Origin of the sequence: Actinoplanes sp. NBRC 101535, from assembly GCF_030269225.1 — a bacterium.
GTDB lineage: Bacteria > Actinomycetota > Actinomycetes > Mycobacteriales > Micromonosporaceae > Actinoplanes > Actinoplanes rectilineatus.
Genome location: NZ_BSSY01000001.1, coordinates 504,323 through 526,536, shown reverse-complemented (window position 1 = coordinate 526,536; position 22,214 = coordinate 504,323). Strand labels below are relative to the sequence as shown.

Sequence of the window (22,214 nt, the reverse complement as noted above, 5' to 3'; positions counted from 1 at the left end):
CTCACGGCCGGGAACGGGTCAGGTCCGACTTTCCGAATGTTTCTCGCAAATGGTCGGATCGCCACCCGGACGAGGTATGGCGATCGCAACGGTCACCCGAGCAAAGACCTGTTTGGGTAGAATCAGCAGACTTTGCACCCCGGCGGCCCGTAACGCCGCGGCTTCGGCCACCGACGGCGTTCCGACCGCGGCCAGCACCGCGGCGCTCGGGCCCGGCACCGCCCGTCCGGCGAGCACGGCGGCCGGATACCCGACCAGCCGCCACCCGAGACCGGCCGCGAGAGCACGCACCGGCCCCTCCGCAGCCCGCCGGTCCAGCGTGGCCAGCACCGTGATCTGCCGCTCCCCGACCCGGGCCGTCCGCAGGGCCGCCGCGACCGCCGCCGCCAGCTCGTCCCGGGCGGTCCCCGCGCGGGCCCCGAGTCCTAGGAACAAGCCCCGACCAGACGGGTTGCCATCTGCGGGTGACCGGCCCAGTGCAGGTGCAGGTACGACGCGTGCACCGACGGACTCGCGAAACCCTCCGGATCCGCCCCCCGCCACGCCCACGCCGCGCCGGCGGCCGGCGACAGCAGCACCCCCGACCTCGGGTGCACGACCGTGCGGTGGAACTCGTGGCCGGTCACCCGGTAACCCGCCGGCGCCAGGGGACTGTCGCTCAGCGCCACCGCATCCCGGTAACCCAACGTCAGCGACGGCGTCATGGCGGCCTCCGCGTCGAGGACACCGCACATCGGCGCACCGTCCAGCGTCCGGCACAGCCACAGCAGCCCCGCGCACTCCGCCGAGATCAGCCCGCCCGCCGACGCGAACTCCCGCACCGCCGTCCGCAACTGATCGTTGGCGGACAGTTCGGAGGCGTACACCTCGGGGAAACCGCCGCCGACCACGAGCGCCCGGGTCCCCTCCGGCAACGCGGTGTCGTGCAACGGGTCCACGGTCACCACCGTCGCTCCGGCGCCGGCGAGGAGTTCCGCCGTTTCCGCGTACGCGAAGGAGAAAGCCGGACCACCGGCGAGCGCGACCACCGGAGCGCCCTGCGCCGGCTCCTCGGCGACCGGACTCCACGGGGTGACGTCGAGCGGCGGCGCCGACCGGGCCACCGCCGCCACCGCATCGAGGTCGATCGACGACGCGACCAGCGACGCGAGGGCGTCGACCGAGGCCAGCGCCTCGGTCCGGCGCTCGGCCGCGGGCACCAGACCGAGGTGGCGGGACGGCGCGGCGACCGCGTCCGCCCGGCGCATCGCCCCCAGCACGGGCGTGCCGACCTCTTCGCAGGCGTCCCGCAGGATCTGCTCGTGACGGTCCGAACCGACCCGGTTCAGGATCACCCCGGCCAGCCGGACCGTGCCGAAGCTCCGGAAACCGTGCACCAGCGCGGCCACCGAACGGCCCTGCGCGGCGGCGTCCACCACCAGGATCACCGGGGCCTGCAGCAGATCGGCGACCTGCGCGGTGGAACCCTGCTCCCCGGCGCCGGTCCGGCCGTCGTAGAGGCCCATCACGCCCTCGACGATCGCGATGCCTGCGCCCGCCGAACCGTGCGCGAACAGCGGGCCGACGGTCTCCTCGCCGACCATCACCGGATCCAGGTTGCGGCCCGGGCGGCCGGCGGCGAGCGCATGGTAGCCCGGGTCGATGTAGTCCGGCCCGACCTTGAACGGCGCCACCGTCATGCCCCGCCGGGCGAACGCGGCGAGCAGGCCGGTGGCCACCGTGGTCTTGCCGTGCCCGGAGGCCGGCGCGGCGATCACCACCCGGGGGATGCTCACCATTCGATGCCCTGCTGTCCCTTGCGGCCGGCGTCCATCGGGTGCTTGATCTTGGTCATCTCGGTGACCAGGTCGGCGGCCTCGATCAGGTCCGGATGGGCGTCCCGTCCAGTGATCACAATGTGCTGCGTGCCCGGGCGGTCCCGGATCACCGAGATCACCTCGGCGACGTCGACCCAGCCCCACTTCATCGGATAGGTGAACTCGTCGAGCACGTAGAACTTGTGCGTCTCGGCGGCCAGGTCCCGCTTGATCTGCTCCCAGCCCTCGGCGGCCTCGGCGGCGTGGTCACGCTCGGTGCCGGCCCTCTGGATCCAGGACCATCCTTCGCCCATCTTGTGCCAGGTGACCGGCGTACCGTTGACCCCGTTCAGGGCCTTCAGCGCGGTCTCCTCGCCGACCTTCCACTTCTGCGACTTCACGAACTGGAAGACGCCGACCGGCCACCCCGCGCTCCACGCGCGCAGCGCCATCCCGAACGCGGCCGTCGACTTGCCCTTGCCCGGCCCGGTGTGCACGGCGAACACCGCCTGCCGGCGTCGCTGCCGCGTCGTCAGTCCGTCGTCCGGAACAGTGGTGACTTTCCCTTGCGGCATGCTCGCTCGCCCTCTCCAAGATCGAATTCATGTGGGGTACGCACGGATCCGTTCCCGCCGAATACCGGTCGTCCCGGGACCCGCGGCGATCACGCACGGCCCGGCTCATGCCACCCACCCACCGGCGGTGGCCCGGCCCGGCGGCGGTGGCCCGGCCCGGCGGCGCACCGCGGCGACCGGGGACTCTCCGTGGCCGGCGGCTTCAGAACCGGTGGATCACGCCGCCCGGCGGTAAGCCCGGTCGCCCGCGACACCGGCCGTGGAGCCGGCTCCGGACGGAGAGCCGGCCGCGGCACGCCCACCGAGAACGGTCGCGGCCTGCAACTGCTCCAGGGGCATCACGTCGGCCCGCAGCGCGGCGGCCAGCCGACGGGCACGACCGATCCGGATCGGACCGGACTCGCAGTCGACGACGACCGCCGAGACACCGCTGAGCAGCGGCGCCAGACCCACCGGGTCCGGCCCGCTGGTCGCCCGGCCGTCGGTGACCAGCACCAGCAGCGGCCGGCGTCGCGGGTCCCGGCGGCGCTCGGTGGCGATCGTGGCCGCGGCGGCACGGAGTCCGGCCGCCAGCGGTGTGCGCCCGCCGGTCCGCAGCGCGGCCAGCCGCATCACGCCGACCTCGTGACTGGACGTGGGCGGGAGCACCACCTCGGCGTCCGCACCCCGGAACGTGATCATGCCGATCCGGTCCCGTCGCTGGTAGGCGTCCCGCAGCAACGACAGCACCGCGGTCTTCACCAGGGTCATCCGCTTGCGGGCCGCCATCGATCCGGACGCGTCCACGACGAACAGCACCAGGTTCGCCTCCCGGCCGACGTGCACGGATTCCCGGAGGTCGCGGGGCTCGACCCGCACGACCGGTCCCGTCCGCACAGGCAGTCCCGGCGTCCCGAAACGTCCCGGCACCACGGATCGTCCCGGCTCCCCAGAAGGTCCCGGCGTGACGGATCCTCCCGGCGTGACGGATCGTCCCGGCGCGGCGTCGGCGCCCGCGGCGGCCCGTTCCAGAGCCGCCATCAGCGTCGCCGTCAGATGCGGCGCCCCGGTCGGCTTCCCCGCCGGAACGCGACTCCCGACGACACGGCCCCGGCGCGCGAACGCCGGCGACCGCCGTCCGGCATGTCCCCCCTCGCCGCGGGCCGAGATCCGCAGGGTCCGGGTACGGTACGCCGCCCCGGCACTCGCCATCGCCCCCGAGGTCTGCGGCTGCCCGCTCGCCGGGTCCGGCCCCGGATCCGCCGGGTCGTCAGTCGCGGTGCTCCCCTGCGTACCGTCGCCGGGGTGGGAACCGCCCTGCGGCCCGCCGCCGTCACGCGGACCTCGCGGCTCACCGCCCCCGCCGCCCTCCGGAGGACCGTCACCATCGCCATCGGGACCGTCACCGTCACCATCGGGACCGTCACCGTCGGGACCGCCGTCCGGGTCCCGATCGGCCTGATCCTGCGATGCGCGCTCCTGCTCGGCCTGACGCTCGGCCTCGGCCAGCGCCTCCTCGAGCCGTTCCTCGTCGGTGCCCGGCGGGTCGAGCGGGTCGGTGCGCCGCCGGTGCGGCAGGGCCAGCCGCGCCGCGCCCGCCACGTCCTCGGCCGTCACCGTGTCCCGGCCGTGCCAGGCGGCCAGTGCCACCGCGCACCGCGCCACCACGATGTCGGCCCGCATCCCGTCCACGCCATAGGCGAGACAGACCCGGGCGATCCGGTCCAGCTCCTCGTCGGGCAGGGTCACCAGCGGCAGCCGGGCACGGGCCTCCGCGATCCGGGCCGCGTAGCGTCGCTCGTCCGCGGAGAACCGGGACGCGAACCCGGCCGGATCCGCCTCGTACGCCAGCCGCCGCCGCACCACCTCGGCACGCTGCACCGCGTCGCGGGGCGCCGCCACGTTCACCACCAGGCCGAACCGGTCCACCAGCTGCGGGCGGGGCTCGCCCTCCTCCGGGTTCATCGTGCCGACGAGCAGGAACCGGGCCGCGTGTTTGACGCTGACCCCGTCGCGTTCGACGTGGGCGCGTCCCATCGCGGCCGCGTCCAGCAGCAGGTCCACCAGGTGGTCGGGGAGCAGGTTCACCTCGTCGACGTAGAGCACGCCGCGGTGCGCGGCGGCCAGCAGGCCGGGCTCGTAGGCCTTCACCCCGTCGCTGAGCGCGCGCTGAAGGTCGAGTGTGCCCACCACCCGGTCCTCGGTGGCGCCGACCGGCAGTTCCACCAGGTTCGCCGGGCGGTCCTTGTCGGGTCCGCCGTCCGGGTGCGGGCCGTCCGGGCAGTCCGGGTCGGGCGCCTGCGGATCACACGCGAACCGGCAGCCCTGCACCACGGTGACCGGTGGCAGCAGGCCGGCCAGCGCGCGGACGACGGTGCTCTTGGCGGTGCCCTTCTCGCCGCGGACCAGCACGCCGCCGACGGCCGGCGACACGGAGGTGAGGAGGAGGGCGAGCCGCAGATCGTCCAGGCCGACCACGGCCGAGAACGGGTACGGAACAGTCACGGGGTTCCCTTCCGGCGGGTATCCACGCCCGCGCGACGGTGGCACGAGCGGCCGGAGTCTCCTGACTCCCGGATCGACGCTCCCCGCTCCGCCTTCCGGCCCGCCGTTGCAGGTCGTGGCGTCTCTGCCGGCAGGTCGCTCCCCGGTCACAGTGGCGGGACCGCCCCGGATTCGCACCGGGTTCCTCCGCTACCGCTCCCGGCCACTCTTTCCTACCCGGGGTGGAACCGTCAACGCGGCCCCCGCCCGCAGGACATCCCTCACACCGGCCCCGGAGGTCAGACGGCCTTCTCCGTCCCGGGCAGGGGCTCGGGCGCCAGTTCGTCGAGTTCGGTCACCACGTCGAGGACGGCCAGCGCGGAGCGTTCCACCAGTGGGCGCAGACGCCGGTAGAGCGCGGCGTCCCGCGGGTCGGGCCGGGTCGTCTCGCCGGTCGGCACCAGGGCGGCGGCCCGGTCCAGGTCGGGCAGCTCGCCGAGGGCGTGCCAGGCCAGCAGGCAGGTGCCCAGGGCGGTGCCCTCGGGGATGTCCGCCACCGACACCGGGAGGTCGAGCGTGCCGGCCAGGGTCGCCACCCACAGCGTGGAGGCCGCGGCGCCGCCGGTGGCCCGGATCTCGGTGAGGGCGACACCCTCGGCCTCGAAGGAGTCACGGACCAGGGCCAGCTGCTGGCAGACGCCCTCCACCGCGGCGCGGACCAGGTGGGCGCGGTGGTGTTCGCGGCGCAGGCCGAGGTAGGCGCCGCGCATGCCGGGGCGCCACCACGGAGCCCGTTCGCCCAGGAAGTACGGCAGGCAGAGCAGTCCGTCGCTGCCGGCCGGGATCGTGGCGGCCTCGGCGAGCAGTTCCGCGTCGAGGCCGTCGGCCGGTTCCACCGGGGAGGAGCCGTCGGGGTCCGGGACACCGGTCAGGGACTGGGAGGCCCAGCGCACCACCGACCCGGCGTTGTTGACCGCTCCCCCCACGACCCAGCGGTCCTCGGTCAGCGCGTAGCAGAAGAGGCGCCCGGCCTCGTCGGCGGCCGGGCGGTCGACCACGGTCCGCAGTGCACCGGACGTGCCCAGCGAGACCGCTGCCACGCCGGGCGGGGTCGCGCCCACGCCGAGGTTGGCGAGCGGGCCGTCGGCGGCACCGATGATCAGTGGGGTGCCGGGTGGCAGGCCCGCGGCGGTGGTCACCGCGGTGGACAGGGTCAGCCGGGACGTGGTGGGGACGACCTCGGCGAGTTGCTCCGCGCGTACCCCCGCGATCTTGACGGCCGCGGGGTCCCACTGCCGTGCGTGGATGTCGTAGAGGCCGGTGCCCGAGGCGACCGACAGGTCGACGAGGAAGGGACCGCCGGTGAGCGCCGCGACGATCAGCTCCTTCACCCCGCCCCAGCGCGGGGTGTCGCGCAGCTGATCGGGATCGGTCTCGGACCACCAGGCGAGTTTGGTGAGCGGGGACATCGGGTGGACCGGCGTGCCGGTACGCGCCTGCAGCGCCGCCCCCGCCCCGTCCGCCGCGATCCGGCGGCTCTGCGCGGCGGAACGATTGTCCGCCCAGGTGACGACGGGTCCCAGTGCCCGCCCGGCATCGTCCATCGGGACCAGCGCGTGCAGAAACGAGCTGAGGGCGACACCCGCCACCCGGTCGCCGCGCTCCCGGCACTGGCGGGCCACATCGGTCAGCGCCTGCAGGGCGGCGTCGACCAGGGCGGCCGGGTCGAGTTCGGCGCGGCCGGGCCCGGGGACCGACAGCGGGTAGTGGACGCTGGCCAGTGCCCGGAGTTCACCGGTCGTGGTGGCGGCCACCCCCTTGGTAGCGGTGGTCCCGGTGTCGATGCCGATCACGACGTCCATGCATGCCCCTCTCCGATGTCTGCGGACCCTCATACCCCGACACGAGAGCGCCCCACCGGCACGAAGCCGGCGGGGCGCTCTCGAAATGCGTACGAAATACGACGGTCAGCGCTGATCCAGCGGCACGAAATCGCGCACCGGAGCACCGGTGTAGATCTGCCGCGGGCGACCGATCTTGTTAGCCGGGTCGAGCATCATCTCCTGGTACTGGGCGATCCAGCCCGGGAGACGGCCGATGGCGAAGAGAACGGTGAACATCTTGGTCGGGAAACCCATCGCCTTGTAGATGAGGCCCGTGTAGAAGTCGACGTTCGGGTAGAGCTTGCGGGAGATGAAGTACTCGTCGGAGAGGGCGATCTCCTCGAGCTTGAAGGCGATCTCCAGCAGCGGGTCCGGCTTGTCCAGGGTGGAGAGCATCTCCTGGGCGGCCTTCTTGACGATGGCGGCGCGCGGGTCGTAATTCTTGTAGACCCGGTGGCCGAAGCCCATCAGTTTGACGCCTTTCTCCTTGTTCTTCACGCGAGTGACGAACGAGTTGACGTCTCCGCCGTCCTTGCGGATCTGCTCGAGCATCTCGAGGACCGCCGCGTTGGCGCCGCCGTGCAGCGGGCCGGAGAGGGCGTTGATGCCGGCCGAGACCGACGCGAACAGGTTGGCCTGCGACGAGCCGACCAGCCGCACGCTCGACGTGGAGCAGTTCTGCTCGTGGTCGGCGTGCAGGATGAACAGCATGTCGAGGATCTTCGCGACCTTCGGGTCCACGTCGTAGCCCACGGTGGGCAGGCCGAACGTGAGCCGCAGGAAGTTCTGCACGTAGTCCAGCGAGTTGTCCGGGTACGGCAGCGGGTGGCCGATGGACTTCTTGTAGGCGTAGGCGGCGATCGTCGGAAGTTTCGCCATCAGGCGGATCGCGGAGATGTCGACCTGCTCGGCGTCCAGCGGGTCGAGGGCGTCCTGGTAGAACGTGGACAGCGCGGTGACCGCCGAGGAGAGCACGGCCATCGGGTGCGCGTCCCGCGGGAAACTGGAGAAGAAGGTGCGCATCTCCTCCTGGAGCAGGGTGTGCACCCGGATCCGGTCGGCGAACTCCCGCAGCTGGGCGGCCGTGGGCAGCTCGCCGTTCATCAGCAGGTAGGACACCTCGAGGAAGGTGGACTTCTCCGCGAGTTGCTCGATGGGGTATCCGCGGTAGCGGAGGATCCCCTGGTCACCATCGATGTATGTGATCGCCGAGGTCGTCGACGCGGTGTTCACGAAGCCCTGATCGAGGGTGACGAAGCCGGTCTCCTTGAGCAGAGCACTGACGTCGATGCCGCCCGGTCCGTCGACGGCCTTGCGTACCGACATCGACAGCTGGCCACCAGGATGGTCGAGCTTGACATCCGTCATGTATTTCCCTCACTTCACCGGCAGATGTCTCGAATATTTTGCCGTTCACCGTAAACCCTCAACCTGAATGGGTCATCAGGTGCCTGGCTGTTGAGGCATTGGTCACCAGTACGTATGGACCGTTGCACCATAGACAATGGTCGGTATATTGCGACTCTGTTACGCCGAGCGGAGGTCGAACCGATGCAGATCCCGGCGCAGGGACCCGTGGTGGCCGGTGTCGACGGGACCACGGCCGGTCTGGCCGCCGTGCGGCTGGCCGCGCGGGAGGCCGGCTCCCGCGGTCGGGTACTCAAGGTCGTGCACGCTTTCACCTGGCCCGATCCCCGGTCCGGAGCCGCCGGCGTCGATTACGCCCCGGCTCGCCGGGCCGCCTCGCGTGTCGTCGAGGAGGCGGTCGTCACGGCCCAGCGTTCCACACCCGGCGTGGATGCGCGCGGCCAACTGGTGGATGGACCGGCCGGACGGGTGCTGTTGCGCCTGAGCCGGCACGCCTCGCTGATCGTGCTGGGCGCCGGGCGGATGGTGATCACCCCGGAGGTGGCGGCCCAGGCGTGGTGCCCGGTGCTGGTGACGCGGACGGCCCGCCCGCCGTCCGGGCCGGTGGTGGCCGCGGTCGACGGCTCGGCGTACTCGGTGCTGGCTCTGCGGTTCGCAGCGGAGGAGTCGCGGCGGCGCGGGGTCGCCGTGCACGCGGTGCACGTGGTCCTCGACGACGGGCAGGAGGCCGCCGGGCACCGGGTGCTCGACGAGGCCATCGCGGCGGTCGCGGAGCTTCCGAGCGTACGCCGGATGGTGCTGACCGGCTCGGCACCGGCCACCCTGATCGCGGCCTCGCGCCGCGCGGGTCTGATCATTCTCGGACCTCGAGGTCTGACCGCTTCCGGACGGCTCGGTGCCGTCGCAAGCGCGGTGCTGCGCCGTGGACTGTGCCCGGCGGTCTTCGTGCACAGTGCGCGGGTGCCGGCCCGCCGGGTGCCACGGTCACCGAAGTTCCACGAACCGAGACTCGCGACCTGACCGATTTGCTACGGTTGATCCCGACAGCTATTCCGGGCTGAAGCGGGAGGAAGAACCCGTGGCACTCGCCCGACGGTTGTGGCAGCTCCAGGCCGTGGGCGGCGTCGCCGCCACCGTCGTCTACGCGCTCTTCCCGTCGTCGTCGATCGGTACGACCGCGTTCGTCCTGCTCGGCGTGGCCACCGTCAGCGCCTGCTTCGGCGGCCCCCGGCACTGGGGCGCCGAACCGCCGGCCGCCTGGCTCCTGATGGGCGCGTCGGCCCTGCTCTTCCTGGTCGGCGTCCTGATCCGGCCGGCGGTCACCGACCAGCCGATGCCGCTGCCGCTGCTCGCCGACGCGGCCAGCTTCAGCGGCTACCTGCTGCTCGGCGCGTTCCTGGTGGTGCTGCTCCGGGCCCGGCAGGGACTGGACCGGCACGCCGTGCTCGACGGCCTGATGGTGGCGCTGTCCGCCGGCATGACCAGCACCCTGCTGCTGGCCGCCCCGGCCGCCGGGGTGCCCGGTCGCTCCGGCGTGGTCGCCGCCATCCAGGGCACCTACCCGCTGCTCGACGTGCTGGTGCTGATGCTGGTGGTGAACCTGAGCTTCACCGCCAAGACCTGGCCGGCCAGCCTGGTCGCGGTCCTCGGCACGATGGCGATGATGCTGATCGGCGACACCGTGTACGCGGTCGCCGGCGCCTCCGGCCACATCTACGCCTCCCCGCTGCTCAACGTGCCGTTCCTGCTCGCGTACACGGCGCTCGGGGTGGCCGCGCTGCACCCGTCGGTGCTGGAGATGAGCCGAGCCGACCGGCCGCCCGTGCAGGCCTGGTCCTGGCCCCGGCTGGCGCTGATCGTCCCGGCGCTGACCATGCCGTTCGTGCTGCTGGCGGCGGAGGCCCGCAACGACTGGAGACAGGGCCTGATCGCGGTGGTCGGCCTGCTGGTCGTCGCCCTGCTGCTGGCCCGGGCGATCGCCGCGGTGCGGGCGCACGTCGCCGCCCAGCTGCGCAGCGAGCACCAGGCGATGCACGACCCGCTGACCGGCATGCCGAACCGCAAGTCGATCACCTCGAAGATCGAGCGCCTGGTCCGGGCGATCGACCCGGCCGGACCGGACCGGGTCTGGGTCTACATGCTCGACCTGGACGGCTTCAAGTGGGTCAACGACTCGTGGGGGCACGACACCGGCGACCAGCTGGTGATCGATGTCGGACGCCGGCTGCGCACCACGGTGCCGGCCCGGATCCCGCTCGGCCGGGTCGGCGGTGACGAGTTCCTGATGGTCTACGTCGGGGAGAAACCGGACGCGCTGCGCCTGGTCGAGGACATCCGCACCTGCTTCGCCCGCCCGTTCCCGGTGATCAACCACGAGGTGGTGATCAGCGCGTCGATCGGGCTGGCGCACGCCGGCGGTGACCCGGTCGGGGCTCCGGTGATCGCCGAGGCACTGATGCGCGACGCCGACACCGCGATGTACCGGGCCAAGGCCGAGGGGCCGGGCCGGTCGATCATCTTCGACACCTCGATGCACGCGCAGGTCCGGGAACGCATCGAACTGGAGGTGGCGCTGCGGGTGGCGCTCACCGAGGAGCAGCTGCACGTGGCGTACCAGCCGATCGTCCGGCTGGACACCGGCCTGCCGGTGGGCGCGGAGGCGCTGGTCCGCTGGGAACACCCGGAACGCGGCACCATCCCGCCGATGACGTTCATCCCGATCGCCGAGGACGCCGGGCTGATCGGCAGCATCGGCGCCTGGGTCCGCAAGGAGGCCCTGCGCCAGCTGGGCGTCTGGCGCTCGGAGGGCACCGTCGGCGACGACTTCTACCTCTCCATCAACGTCTCGCCACGGCAGCTCACCGACGCCGACCTGCCACTGATCGTGTCCGGCGAGATGATGCGGTACGGCGTACCGCCCCGCTGCGTGGCCCTGGAGATGACCGAGTCGGTGATGGTCGACGGCTCCAGCCTCACCGCCCGGGTCCTCTTCGAGCTCCGCGAACTCGGCGTCAAACTGCTCGTCGACGACTTCGGCACCGGCTTCTCCGCCCTCGGCTACCTGCGCCGCTTCCCGGTCACCGGCGTGAAGATCGACCGCTCGTTCGTGATCGGGCTCGGCATCAACGTGGAGGACGACGAGATCGTCCGCGCGGTGGTCGCGATGAGCACCGCCCTGGGACTCAGCGTGATCGCCGAGGGCGTCGAGACCACCCTGCAGCGGGACGCGCTCGGCGCGGTCGGCGTGGTGAACGGCCAGGGCTGGCTCTGGGGCAAGGCGGTCCCGGCACCCGAGTTCGCCGAGCGGTGGCGGGTCACGAAACCGGACCGGACGGGACTGGTGTCCGGCGCCTGAGTCGGGCATTATGCGGCGATGGCCACACCTCTCATGGTGCTTCTGCTTCTGCTGCTGGTGACCGGTCTGGCCGCGGCCCTGGCGGCCGCCACCCGCGACACCCGGGTCCCCCGTCGCCGCTGAATCACCCATGCGTCACCCTGGGGTGATGCGCTTCGCCACCTGGAACGTCAACTCGGTCAAGGCCCGCCTCCCCCGGCTGCTCGACTGGCTCGGATCCACCGCGCCGGACGTCGTCTGCCTGCAGGAGACCAAGCTGGCCCAGGACGCGTTCCCGGTCGACGAGGTCGCCGCGCTGGGCTACGCCACCGCCCACCACGGGCAGGGCCGCTGGAACGGGGTCGCCCTGCTGTCCCGGGTCGGGCTCGACGACGTGCGCCGCGGTTTCGACGGGGAGCCCGGGTTCCCCGAACCGGAGGCGCGGGCGGTCAGCGCCCTCTGCGGCGGCATCCGCTTCACCTCGGTGTATGTGCCGAACGGGCGTACTCCGGAGGATCCGCACTATACTTACAAGCTGCGTTGGCTCGCCGCTCTGCGGGACAGCGTGGTCTCGGATCTGGCAGCGGGACCGGTCGTGGTCGCCGGTGACTACAACGTGGCCCCCACCGACGAGGACGTCTGGGACCCGGCGATGTTCGCCGGATCCACGCACGTGACCCCTCCGGAACGAGAGGCGCTCGCCGCCCTGCGCGCGCTCGGACTCGACGACGTCCCGGCCCGCCCCCTCAAAGGTGACCGTCCCTTCACCTACTGGGACTACCGTGCCGGGATGTTCCATCAGAACAAGGGGATGCGGATCGACCTGGTCTACGCCGACAGCGCGGTACGCGACCGCGTGACCGACGCGTACGTGGACCGGGAAGCCCGCAAGGGCAAAGGCCCCTCCGATCACGCTCCGGTGATCGTCGACCTGTCCTGACCGTCGCTGATGCCCGATTCGCTGGGAAAAGCACGTAGGCTGAGACCGCAGAGGAGGAGAGGCATGACCGTCGTCATCGCGCCAGGCCTGCTCCAGGCCGTGCTCGACGCGTCCACCGAAGCCACGGTGGTGTGCTCCGCGTCCGGTGAGGTGCTGTTCACCAACGAGACGGCACGGGCGCTCCTGCCCGACCTGCCTCCCGTCCTGACCGGTGCCTCCTTCCACGGGGAGCACATCCAGGGGTTCCGTCGCCGGCTCGACGACGACCACTACGCCTGGTTCCTGCGCGACCACACCGACGAGGCCGAACGGACCGCCGCGCTGGAGGTCGAACGGTCCCGCAGCGCGTTCCTGGCCGAAGCCGGCCGCCGGCTCTCCGCGTCCCTGCACATCCGCCGGTGCGTCCGGACGACCGTCGAACTCGCCGCCGGTCACCTCGCCGACGCGGCCATGGTGATCCTGCCGTCCGTGCGCCGGCAGAGCGCCTGGACCCGGTTCGTCCCCGGCCGCCCGGTCGAGGAGGGCACCCTGCACGAGCGGATGCTCGAGGAGGTGCCCGGCCTGACCGAGGCGCTCGGTGGCTTCCCGCCCATCCCGAGCCGCTGGCTGGACCCGGCGCAGGCCCCCGAATGGCTGTTCCCGGCCGACCTCGGACCGGTCGGCGGCCTGCTGGTCACGCCACTGCCCGGCAACGCCGAACCGGCCGGGGCGCTGATCCTGGTCCGGCGCACCCCGTTCACCACCGACGACGAGGCGCTCGCCCGCGTCTTCGCGGCCCGGGCCGGTGCGGCGATCGCCGCCGCCGTGCTCTACCGCGAGCAGGTCGACACCACCGAGGTGCTGCAGGCCGACCTGCTGCCGCCGGTGCTCCCGGACACCGAGGGCTTCGAACTGACCGGGTCCTACCAGGCGGCCCGCGACACCCTGCGGATCGGCGGCGACTTCTTCGACGTCTTCGAACCGCTCACCGACGGCGGCCCGACCGCCCTCGCCCTCGGCGACGTGTGCGGCACCGGGCCGGAGGCCGCCGTGCTCACCGGCAAGGTCCGGCAGACCCTGCGCGCCCTGCACCTGGTCGGCACCGACCCCGTCGACATGCTGCGCGTACTCAACACGGCGCTGATGAGCGGCGGCCGGGCACGGCGCTTCGTCACCGTGGTGACCGGCGCGGTGACCCGCATCGACCACGGCCGGGTCCGCCTCGACCTGGCCGCCGGCGGCCACCCCGCGCCCCTCGTGCTGCGCGGCGACGGCACCGTCGAGGAGGTGCCCACCAGCGGCACCCTGATCGGCGTGCTCCGCGACGTCCGGGTCCAGCCCGCCACCGTCGAACTGGCCGCCGGCGAACTCTGCCTGCTCTACAGCGACGGCCTCACCGAGGCCCGCGGCGGCCCGAGCGGCGGCGAACAGTTCGGTGAACACCGGCTGCGCCGCGCCCTCGCCGAATGCAGCGGCATGCCCGGCACGGTCGCCGTGGAACGCCTGCGCCAGCTCGTCTCCGACTGGACCCACGGCGGCGCCCGCGACGACATCGCCATGCTGGCCGTCCGCGCCCCGGCCCGCCCCCACCTGAGCCTGCGCGACGGCGGCGCCTCCGACACCTCCCCCTACCTGATCAGCGCGCGGCAGAACGACCGGCGATCCCGGAACCGATCATGACCACGCCCACGAAACGACTCTCCCTGCCCGATCCGGTGCTCACCGACCGCTACCTGCACGTGGTCGGCGACGGCGACGAGGCAGCCGCGATCGCCCTGGTCACCGGGCTGCTCGCGGACGGCGTACCCCCGGCCCGGGTGATCGTCGACCTGATCGGCGCGGCCCAGCGCCGCGTCGGCGAGCTGTGGGCCGCCAACGACTGGTCCATCGCCCGGGAACACGCGGCGACCGCGGTGAGCGAACGCGCCCTGGCCACCGTGGGTGCGCTGAGTCCCGCCCAGGCGTACCGCGGGCGCATCACCCTGGCCTGCGTCGACGGCGAATGGCACGGGCTGCCCGCCCGGATGTTCGCCGAACTGCTGCGCCTGGACGGCTGGCGGGTCGACTTCCTCGGCGCGAGCGTCCCCGGCCGCCACCTGATCACCCATCTGCACCAGACCGGCCCCGACGCGGTCGCGCTGAGCTGCATGATCCCCACCCGGCTGCCCCGCGCCCACACGGCCATCACCGCCTGCCGCGCGGCCGGCATCCCGGTGATCGCCGGCGGCCGCGGCTTCGGCCCGGACGGCCGCTGGGCGCAACTGCTGGGCGCGGACGCCTGGGCGGCGACCGGCGAGGAAGCCGTCGAACGCCTGGTGACGTTGACGGCGTCGAGCGCCGCCGACATCCCGTCGTTCGGCGACCTGAACGGCTTCGCCTCCCCCAGCGACGAGGAGTACACCCACCTGGTCCGGGCCCGCCCCCACCTGATCGCCACCGCGATGGAACGCCTCGCCGCCACCTACCCCGAGGCCCACCAGTACACCCGCGACCAGGCCGACGCGACCGCCGAGGACCTGGGCCACATCGTCGACTTCCTGGCGGCCGCCCTCTACATCGGCGACCCGCAGATCTTCACCGACTTCACCTCCTGGACCGCCGAGGTGCTGGCCTCCCGCCACGTACCGCCGGCCGCGCTCGAAGCGGGCCTGCGCCTGATCCAGGACCAGCTGATCGACTTCCCGACGGCCACGACCATGCTCGACGCGGGCTTGGCGACTCTCTCCCGCTGATTCATCGGGTACGAGCCACACCTCCCCGCCCATCGGCTGTCCCGCCCCGCCCTGCCCCAGGTGCGCCACCTCCCCGCCGCTGACACCGGTCCCTCCACCTACCGACCGCTCCGGCCCGGTTCCTCCGCCTACCGACCGCTCAACCCCGGTCCCTCCACCTACCGACCGCTCCGCCCCGGTCCCTCCACCTACCGACCGCTCCGGCCCGGTCCCTCCACCTACCGACCGCTCGGCCCCGGTTCCCGCCGTCGGCCCGCGGGGGCTCTCGATAAATGGGTGGCGGGGGCGAGATGGACGGGGATAGCGTGAGCGCATGCTGTGATGGATTCCTGGGCACCTGCGGCCCCACCTCGAAGAACCACCTCTTGGCGATGCAGCCACGTGGTTCCGGCGGCGCGTTCGATAGTCAGCGCGCTGCTGATGAGGTCGGTGGTGCGGATCCGGATCTGTCTCGCATTCCTGTGGGAGTGTTCCGGTCGGCTGTGATTCGCGGGTTCAGCCCTTCCGCCCCCGTTCATCCGTGCTCCACAGAACCCTGTCCCCGGCCTTCGGCCCAGCCACGTGACCCCGGTTCGCCCTGCTTCACGAATCGACCGTGGCGGGAAGTCCGGAGACTCGACTGCCGCTCCGTGGAGCTGAACTCGCACTCCCGCACCGGCGCCACCCCGCGCCGGCCGCGGAGTCGTCAGGAGGTTTCTCATGCCTGCTCAGCCGTTCTCCGTACACCTGAATCTCGACGATCTCGCCCGCCGGGACATCGCCGCCGCCCTGCACCGCACGGCACAGCCGGACGACACGTCGACCGGTCAGCCGTCCGACGCGGACTCCGCCCACCACGGCGCCCGCGACAGCCGTCAGGCCGCCCGCCGCCAGTCCGGCCGGGACCGTTCCGGCCGGGCCGCAAGCGCCGGCAGCGGTCGCTCCTACGCGTTCCGCCGCAGCTAGACACCTAATCGCAGTCAGGGTCTGCCTCCGTGGTGATTTCGGGCGCCCAGCGCGCCCGTATTCACCACACCCACAACAGCGTGGTGATTTCGGGCGTCCAGCGCGCCCGTAATCACCACACCACCAGGGGTGTGGTGACTTGGGGCGTCCAGCACGCCCGTAATCACCACGGTCCACCACGAGCGTGGTGACTTCAGGCGCCCAGCGCGGCTGAAGTCACCTGGCCAGACAAGTTGATCATCGGCTTTGCTGGGGCTGCCATCACGTCTGCCGAGCACCGTCTCCAGTCGCTTCGTGCGTCGGCGCCGTTGAGTCACTCGCGGCTTCTCCGGGGCCCGTCGCCGAGATCGGAATGGGTTCGGTGGCATTCCGGCCGCCCCGGCCGTCGCCCTCGGTCCGCCCACGATCCGAAAGCGACCGCGGACGACGGCACGACCGGCCCAGCCGTCGACCACGGCTCGCCTGCGAACCGAAAACAACCACGGACGACGGCCGGACGACCCCGAGCCGTCACCCACGGCCCACCCCAGAGCCGAAAACAACCGTGGACGACGGCACGACCGGCCCGGCCGTCGACTACGGCCCATTCCCGAGCTGAGAACGACCGTGGGCGCAGCCCAGTTGGGCGAACCGAGACAGCACGACACGGGCACGACACGGACGAGACCGGCACGGCACGAGCGACAAGGGCACGACACCGGACGAGACCGGGACCGAACGGGCGAGGCGGGCACGACGCGGACGAGACCGGCACGGCACGAGCGACAAGGGCACGACACCGGACGAGACCGGGACCGAACGGGCGAGGCGGGCACGACGCGGACGGACACAGACGGGACGCGGACGACACGGGCGGGACAGGCACAGGCCGGGACAGGCACCCGGGCTGGGCGTGCTCGGTGGGACGGACCGGGCAGCCCAGCCGGGGCCGCTGGGGGACTGCCGGTCAGCCGAGCTGGGCGTACACGTCGTCGAGCTGGCCGTGGTACATGTCGCTGTTCGTGCCGAAGTTCGGGCCGCCGACGCGCATCGGGCGGTTGTTCTCCACCGACAGGGTGGCCGGGACCGGGGTGCGTTCGCCGATCACGTTGTCGACGGAGACGATCAGGTTGGTGCCGGAGCGCTGGCAGACGACGCGGTGCCAGTTGCCGTCGGCGACCGGCTTGGCGGACAGGGCCATGAACACCTGGCCGCTGCCGCGGGCGACCATCACGCACTGGGCGCGGCCGGTCTTGCCGCCGATCTGCATCTTCCACTGGCTGTCGGCGTTGGCCACGCCTTTCTGCATGACGTTGGCGGAGCCGTTCAGCTGGGCGCGGGTGAGGCGTACTCCGGCGGCCCAGGTGAAGTTGCGGGCGCCCGGGTTCAGGTCGGCGTCGTCGGGGGCTTCGAGCAGCGCCCGGGCGCAGGTGGTGGCGCCGGCCGCGCAGGGGGCCGGGAAGGAGGCGAACCGGCCGCCGTCGCCGCTGGTGAATGCGATGACGCCGTTGTTGTTGGACCGGACGGTGAGGGCCCCGCCCCGGCCTGACAGGTCGGGGATCTTGCCGTCGGTGGCGCCGCCGTCGAACCCGTAGCGGGCCACTACCGCCGGGGCGGGCTCTTCGGCCGGGGCGGCCGCCGCCGGACTGAGGAACGCCGGGATGGCGAGGACGACGGCGAGCAGCGAGAGCCTGAGGATCTTCATGGGAGAAACATCCCCCATTGCACGGTTTAGTGGGATAAGTCCGTAAAAAGTAGATCGTTCGGGGTCAGAGCAGGTCACCCGCTTCGGCGATCAAGCAGACCGCCACGAGACGCAGCAGCGTCCAGTCCGCCCGCCCCCACGACGACCGCGACGCGGGCGCGGCGCCCGCCGACGGGACGGGCCGTCCCATCCGGACGGCCCCGGCCACGATGCTCCGTGCGTACGCCGCAAGTCCTTCAGCGTCGACGGCCCGGCCGGCCGCGCCCAGCGCATCGCGCACCGCGGCCGCGTGCTGGTCGATCCGGGCCAGCAGGGCCGGCTCGGCGAACGCGGCCGCGAGGCCGTCCACACCCACCCGCGCCATCATCTCGTCGAGGTACGCGCGGGCCGGGCAGAAGGCGGCGACGTCGGCGGTGATCGGGGCGAAGGCGATGTTCTCGTTCGTCATGCGGAGAACGCTAGAGGCCGCCGCCCGGTCACGACAGTGGCGTGACCGAACGGCACCTCAAGCGCGACCCCCTCACCACCCACCGCCACCGAACGCGCTCACGGGTAGCTCTCTGAGCTGCGGAAACGTCAGAGCGGAAGGGCGTCCATCGCTTTGTAAATCCGCTTGTCGGAGATCGGATAGGGGGTACCGAGAGCCTGCGCGAACAGGTTGATCCGCAGTTCCTCGATCATCCAGCGGATCTCCCGCAGGCCCTCCGCGGCCGGTCCGCCGGGGGGCGCCTCGGCCAGCAACTCCTTGTACTCCGCCTCGATCTCGTGGATCTGCGCGGTGAGCTGCCGGTCGCGGCCCAGGCCCGCGCCGACCCGGTCCAGCCGGTGCACGATGCCGCGCAGGTAGCGGGGCATGTGGTGCAGCTGGCGCCAGCCGGTCTCGGTGACGAATCCCTGGTGGACCAGGCCCTTGAGCTGCACCCGGATGTCGGCCAGGGCGGGCAGCAGCGTCGGGTTGCGGGAACTCTTCACCCGCTGCTCGACGTCGTAGGCGGTGGCCAGCACCGCCTGGACCTGGGTGACCACGTTCGCGACCGCGTCGACCAGGTCCTCGCGGACGTGGTCGCGCAGCGAGGCGAACTCGATCGACGACCAGACCGGGCCGCCGTTGTCGGCGACCAGTTTGTCGATGGCGGCGCCGGCGCAGTCGTCGAGCAGGTCGGCGATGGACTTGTTCGGGTTGGAGCGGGACAGTTCGAGTTTGGCCCGGTTGTCGAGCCGGCCCTGCAGGAACCGGGCGGCCGGCGGCAGGGTGAGCATCAGCAGCCGCCGGGTGCCGGCCGCCATCGCCGTCCGCTGGGACAGTTCGTCCTCGAAGACCTTCACCGCGACGCTGTCGCCCTCGTCGACGAGTGCCGGCCAGACGTTGACCTGGTATCCGCCGCGGACCTGGGCGACCTTGCGGGGCAGTACGCCGAAGTCGTTGGTGGTGATCCCCCGGCGTTCCAGGTCGCCGGCCGCGCGGGAGATGGTGGCCTGCACCTTGGGCGCCAGTTCGCGGCGCAGCACCTCGAGGTCGCGGCCCTCGCCGACCACCTCGCCGGCCTCGTTGACGATCCGGAAGTTCATCCGCAGGTGCTCGGGCACCTGGTCGGGGCGCCAGGCGTCGCGGGGCACGATGGTCCCGGTGAGCCGGCGCAGTTCGTCGCCGACCGCGTCGGGGAGCGGTCCGCGGCGGGCCGGGATCCGGCTGAGGACCGTTTCGGCCCAGTCCGGGACCGGGACGAAACTGGTGCGCAGCGCTTTCGGCAGGGCCCGGATCAGCGCGATCACCACGTCCTTGCGGAACCCGGGGACGGACCAGCCGAAGTCGTTCGCGTCCACCTTGTTGATCAGGTCGAGCGGGATCTTGACGGTGACACCGTCGGCGTGCGAGTTCGGCTCGAACGAGTAGTACAGCGGCATCCGGATGCCACCGGAGAGCCAGGCGTCCGGGAACGCGTTCGGGTCGACCGTGTCCCGGCCCGCGTTGACCAGGTCCTCACGGGTGAAGGTGAGCAGGTCGGGCGTTTCATGCCGGGCCTTCTTCCACCAGCCGTCGAAATGGCGGGCGGAGACCACCTCCGCGGGGATCCGGGCGTCGTAGAGCGCGTACACCGCCTCGTCGTCGACGGCGATGTCCCGGCGGCGGGCCCGGTTCTCGATTTCGGCGATCTTGCGGAGGAGGCGGTCGTTCTCGTCGAAGAACTTGTGGTGGGTCTCCCAGTCGCGTTCGACCAGGGCGTGCCGGATGAAGAGGTCGCGGGCCACTTCCGGATCGATCTTCCCGTATCCGACCCGGCGGCGACCGACGATCGGCAGGCCGTAGAGGGTGACCTTCTCGAAGGCCATCACCGCGCCCATCCTCCGATCCCAGTGCGGCTCGGAATAACTGCTCTTCACGAGATGCGGGGCGAGTTTCTCGGCCCATTCCGGTTCGATCCGCGCGTTCACCCGGCCCCACAGCCGGCTGGTCTCGACCAGTTCCGCGGACATCACCCAGCGCGGTTGCCGCTTGAACAGGGCCGATCCGGGGAACACCGCGAACTTGGCGCCCCGGGCACCGATGTATTCGCGTTTCTCCTGGTCCTTCATGCCGATGTGGCTGAGAAGACCCGCGAGCAGGGCGGTGTGCACCGGTTGTGGCGCGACTCCGGCCTCCCAGTCCTCCTTCAGAGCGAATCCGAGGGTACGAGCGACCTGCCGCAGTTGCGAGTAGATGTCCTGCCATTCGCGGACCCGCAGATAGTTCAGGTATTCCGAACGGCAGAGCCGGCGGAACTGGTTGCCGGACAGCTCCTGCTGTTTCTCCCGCAGGTATCTCCACAGGTTGAGATAGCTGAAGAAGTCGGACTCCTTGTCGACGAACCGGCTGTGCTTCTCGTCGGCCTGCAGCTTCTTCTCGGTGGGGCGTTCCCGCGGGTCCTGGATCGACAGTGCGCCGGCGATCACCATGACCTCGGCCAGGCAGCCCTGCTTCTCGGCCTCGATCACCATGCGGGCCAGCCGCGGGTCGACCGGCAGCTGCGCCAGCTGGCGTCCGAGCGGGGTGAGCTTGCGGCCCTCGATCGCGCCCAGCTCCTCGAGGAGCTTGATGCCGTCGGTGATGTTGCGCTGGTCCGGCGGGTCGATGAACGGGAACTTGCCGAGGTCACCGAGTCCGAGATTGGTCATCTGCAGGATGACACTGGCCAGGTTGGTCCGCAGGATCTCCGGCTCGGTGAACTCCGGGCGCTGCTCGAAGTCCTCCTCCGAGTAGAGCCGGATGCAGATGCCGTCCGAGGTGCGACCGCAGCGGCCCTTGCGCTGGTTGGCGCTGGCCTGCGAGACGGGCTCGATCGGGAGCCGCTGCACCTTGAGGCGGTGCGAGTAGCGGCTGATCCGGGCGGTGCCGGGGTCGATCACGTACTTGATGCCGGGGACGGTCAGCGACGTCTCGGCCACGTTGGTGGCGAGCACGACCCGGCGGCCGGTGTGCCGTTCGAACACCTTGTGCTGCTCGGCGGCGGACAGCCGGCCGTACAGCGGGACGATCTCGGTGTTGCGCAGGTCTTTCTTGACCAGGGCGTCGGCGGTGTCGCGGATCTCGCGCTCGCCGGAGAGGAACACCAGGATGTCGCCGTCACCGGCGCGGCCCAGCTCGTCGACGGCGTCGGCGATGCCGTCGATCTGGTCGATCGGCTCCTCGCGGATCTCGTCGTCGTCGTCCTCGAGGGTGGTGGTCACCAGCGGGCGGTACCGCGTCTCGACCGGGAAGGTCCGGCCGGTCACCTCGATCACCGGGGCCGGCTCGCCCGCGGCGTCGGCGAAGTGCGCGGCGAACCGCTGCGTCTCGATCGTCGCCGACGTGATGATCAGCTTGAGGTCGGGGCGCCGGGGCAGCAGCTCCCGCAGGTAGCCCAGGATGAAGTCGATGTTGAGGCTGCGCTCGTGCGCCTCGTCGATGATCAGCGTGTCGTAGCGGCGCAGCATCCGGTCGGTCTGGATCTCGGCGAGCAGGATGCCGTCCGTCATCACCTTGATCATGGTGTCGTCGCTCACCTGATCGGTGAACCGCACCTTGTATCCGACGGTGGACCCGAGCGGGCGGTCCAGCTCCTCGGCGATCCGCTCGGCCACCGTCCGGGCCGCGATCCGCCGCGGCTGGGTGTGCCCGATCTGGCCGCGGACACCCCGGCCCAGCTCCATGCAGATCTTCGGGATCTGGGTGGTCTTGCCGGAACCGGTCTCGCCGGCGACGACGACCACCTGGTGGTCGCGGATCGCCTCGGCGATGTCGTCCTTGCGGGCGCTGACCGGCAGCCCGGACGGGTAGCGCACCTCGGGGACCGAGGCCAGCCGGCTCTCCAGGCGCCCCTGCGCCTGCTCCACCTCGGTGGCTATCTCGGTGAGTGCGGCGGATCGAGCGGCGTCGTCACGGATCCGGCGGGTCCCCTCCAAACGGCGCTGCAGGCGCCGCTCGTCACGGGGTAGCAGGGCGGAGATCCGGGTGCGCAGCTCGGACAGGGCGGGAGGCGGCGGCGATATCGACATGGC

At 71.8% G+C, this 22,214-nt stretch carries 15 protein-coding genes and 1 riboswitch; of the genes, 6 read left to right on the top strand and 9 right to left on the bottom strand.

All coding sequences use genetic code 11. The annotated features are described in order from the left end of the window. Window positions 1-18: 18 nt before the first annotated feature. From QSK32_RS02260 to QSK32_RS02235, 6 genes are all read right to left on the bottom strand, one after another. Window positions 19-435 (bottom strand): cobalamin biosynthesis protein, encoded by a 417-nt coding sequence (locus QSK32_RS02260; RefSeq protein WP_285471078.1) that lies wholly within the window; start codon window positions 433-435, stop codon window positions 19-21. Next, on the bottom strand, window positions 426-1,778 hold the full coding sequence (locus tag QSK32_RS02255; protein ID WP_285471077.1) for a cobyrinic acid a,c-diamide synthase CobB: 1,353 nt from the start codon (window positions 1,776-1,778) through the stop codon (window positions 426-428). Before QSK32_RS02255 ends, QSK32_RS02260 begins: the two co-directional genes overlap by 10 nt. Further along, window positions 1,772-2,371, bottom strand: coding sequence for a cob(I)yrinic acid a,c-diamide adenosyltransferase (gene cobO / locus QSK32_RS02250; RefSeq protein WP_285471076.1), 600 nt, complete (start codon window positions 2,369-2,371; stop codon window positions 1,772-1,774). The genes QSK32_RS02255 and cobO overlap by 7 nt, the downstream gene beginning before the upstream one ends. Before the next feature lie 216 nt (window positions 2,372-2,587). Further along, window positions 2,588-4,900 carry a VWA domain-containing protein gene (locus QSK32_RS02245; protein ID WP_502872494.1) on the bottom strand — a complete coding sequence of 771 codons (2,313 nt, stop codon included), beginning with the start codon at window positions 4,898-4,900 and terminating at the stop codon, window positions 2,588-2,590. A gap of 10 nt (window positions 4,901-4,910) precedes the next feature. Continuing rightward, window positions 4,911-5,041: riboswitch (cobalamin riboswitch) on the bottom strand. 92 nt (window positions 5,042-5,133) lie between these two features. Next, window positions 5,134-6,696, bottom strand: a complete 1,563-nt coding sequence (locus tag QSK32_RS02240) for a gluconokinase (protein WP_285471074.1) — start codon at window positions 6,694-6,696, stop codon at window positions 5,134-5,136. Between the two features lie 105 nt (window positions 6,697-6,801). Continuing rightward, the gene (locus QSK32_RS02235; RefSeq protein WP_045745782.1) at window positions 6,802-8,085 is read right to left on the bottom strand and encodes a citrate synthase; all 1,284 of its coding nucleotides are present in this window, start codon (window positions 8,083-8,085) and stop codon (window positions 6,802-6,804) included. A gap of 183 nt (window positions 8,086-8,268) precedes the next feature. On the opposite strand from QSK32_RS02235, the gene QSK32_RS02230 reads away from it, so the two are divergent. The 6 genes from QSK32_RS02230 to QSK32_RS02205 all read left to right on the top strand — a co-directional run bounded on the left by QSK32_RS02230 (window position 8,269) and on the right by QSK32_RS02205 (window position 16,015). Further along, a complete protein-coding gene (locus QSK32_RS02230; RefSeq protein WP_285471073.1) occupies window positions 8,269-9,105 on the top strand; it encodes a universal stress protein in 837 nt (278 codons plus the stop codon). A gap of 58 nt (window positions 9,106-9,163) precedes the next feature. Beyond that, window positions 9,164-11,440, top strand: a complete 2,277-nt coding sequence (locus QSK32_RS02225; protein ID WP_245674178.1) for a putative bifunctional diguanylate cyclase/phosphodiesterase — start codon at window positions 9,164-9,166, stop codon at window positions 11,438-11,440. A gap of 148 nt (window positions 11,441-11,588) precedes the next feature. Further along, the gene (locus QSK32_RS02220; protein ID WP_285471072.1) at window positions 11,589-12,359 is read left to right on the top strand and encodes an exodeoxyribonuclease III; all 771 of its coding nucleotides are present in this window, start codon (window positions 11,589-11,591) and stop codon (window positions 12,357-12,359) included. A gap of 63 nt (window positions 12,360-12,422) precedes the next feature. Continuing rightward, entirely contained in the window at window positions 12,423-14,018 is a 1,596-nt protein-coding gene (locus QSK32_RS02215) for a SpoIIE family protein phosphatase (RefSeq protein ID WP_045745785.1), read from the top strand. Next, window positions 14,015-15,070: a cobalamin B12-binding domain-containing protein gene (locus tag QSK32_RS02210; RefSeq protein ID WP_285471071.1), complete on the top strand. Its 1,056-nt coding sequence runs from the start codon at window positions 14,015-14,017 to the stop codon at window positions 15,068-15,070. The genes QSK32_RS02215 and QSK32_RS02210 overlap by 4 nt, the downstream gene beginning before the upstream one ends. A 699-nt stretch (window positions 15,071-15,769) precedes the next feature. Then, window positions 15,770-16,015 (top strand): hypothetical protein, encoded by a 246-nt coding sequence (locus tag QSK32_RS02205; RefSeq protein ID WP_045748247.1) that lies wholly within the window; start codon window positions 15,770-15,772, stop codon window positions 16,013-16,015. 946 nt (window positions 16,016-16,961) lie between these two features. Here QSK32_RS02205 and QSK32_RS02200 read toward each other — a convergent pair. From QSK32_RS02200 to hrpA, 3 genes are all read right to left on the bottom strand, one after another. Next, window positions 16,962-17,699: a LamG domain-containing protein gene (locus tag QSK32_RS02200; RefSeq protein ID WP_045748248.1), complete on the bottom strand. Its 738-nt coding sequence runs from the start codon at window positions 17,697-17,699 to the stop codon at window positions 16,962-16,964. Between the two features lie 64 nt (window positions 17,700-17,763). Further along, complete coding sequence (locus QSK32_RS02195) at window positions 17,764-18,147, bottom strand: DUF6401 family natural product biosynthesis protein (RefSeq protein ID WP_045748249.1); 384 nt, start codon at window positions 18,145-18,147, stop codon at window positions 17,764-17,766. A gap of 128 nt (window positions 18,148-18,275) precedes the next feature. Beyond that, a complete protein-coding gene (hrpA, locus tag QSK32_RS02190) occupies window positions 18,276-22,211 on the bottom strand; it encodes an ATP-dependent RNA helicase HrpA (RefSeq protein WP_285471070.1) in 3,936 nt (1,311 codons plus the stop codon). Between the last annotated feature and the right edge of the window lie 3 nt (window positions 22,212-22,214).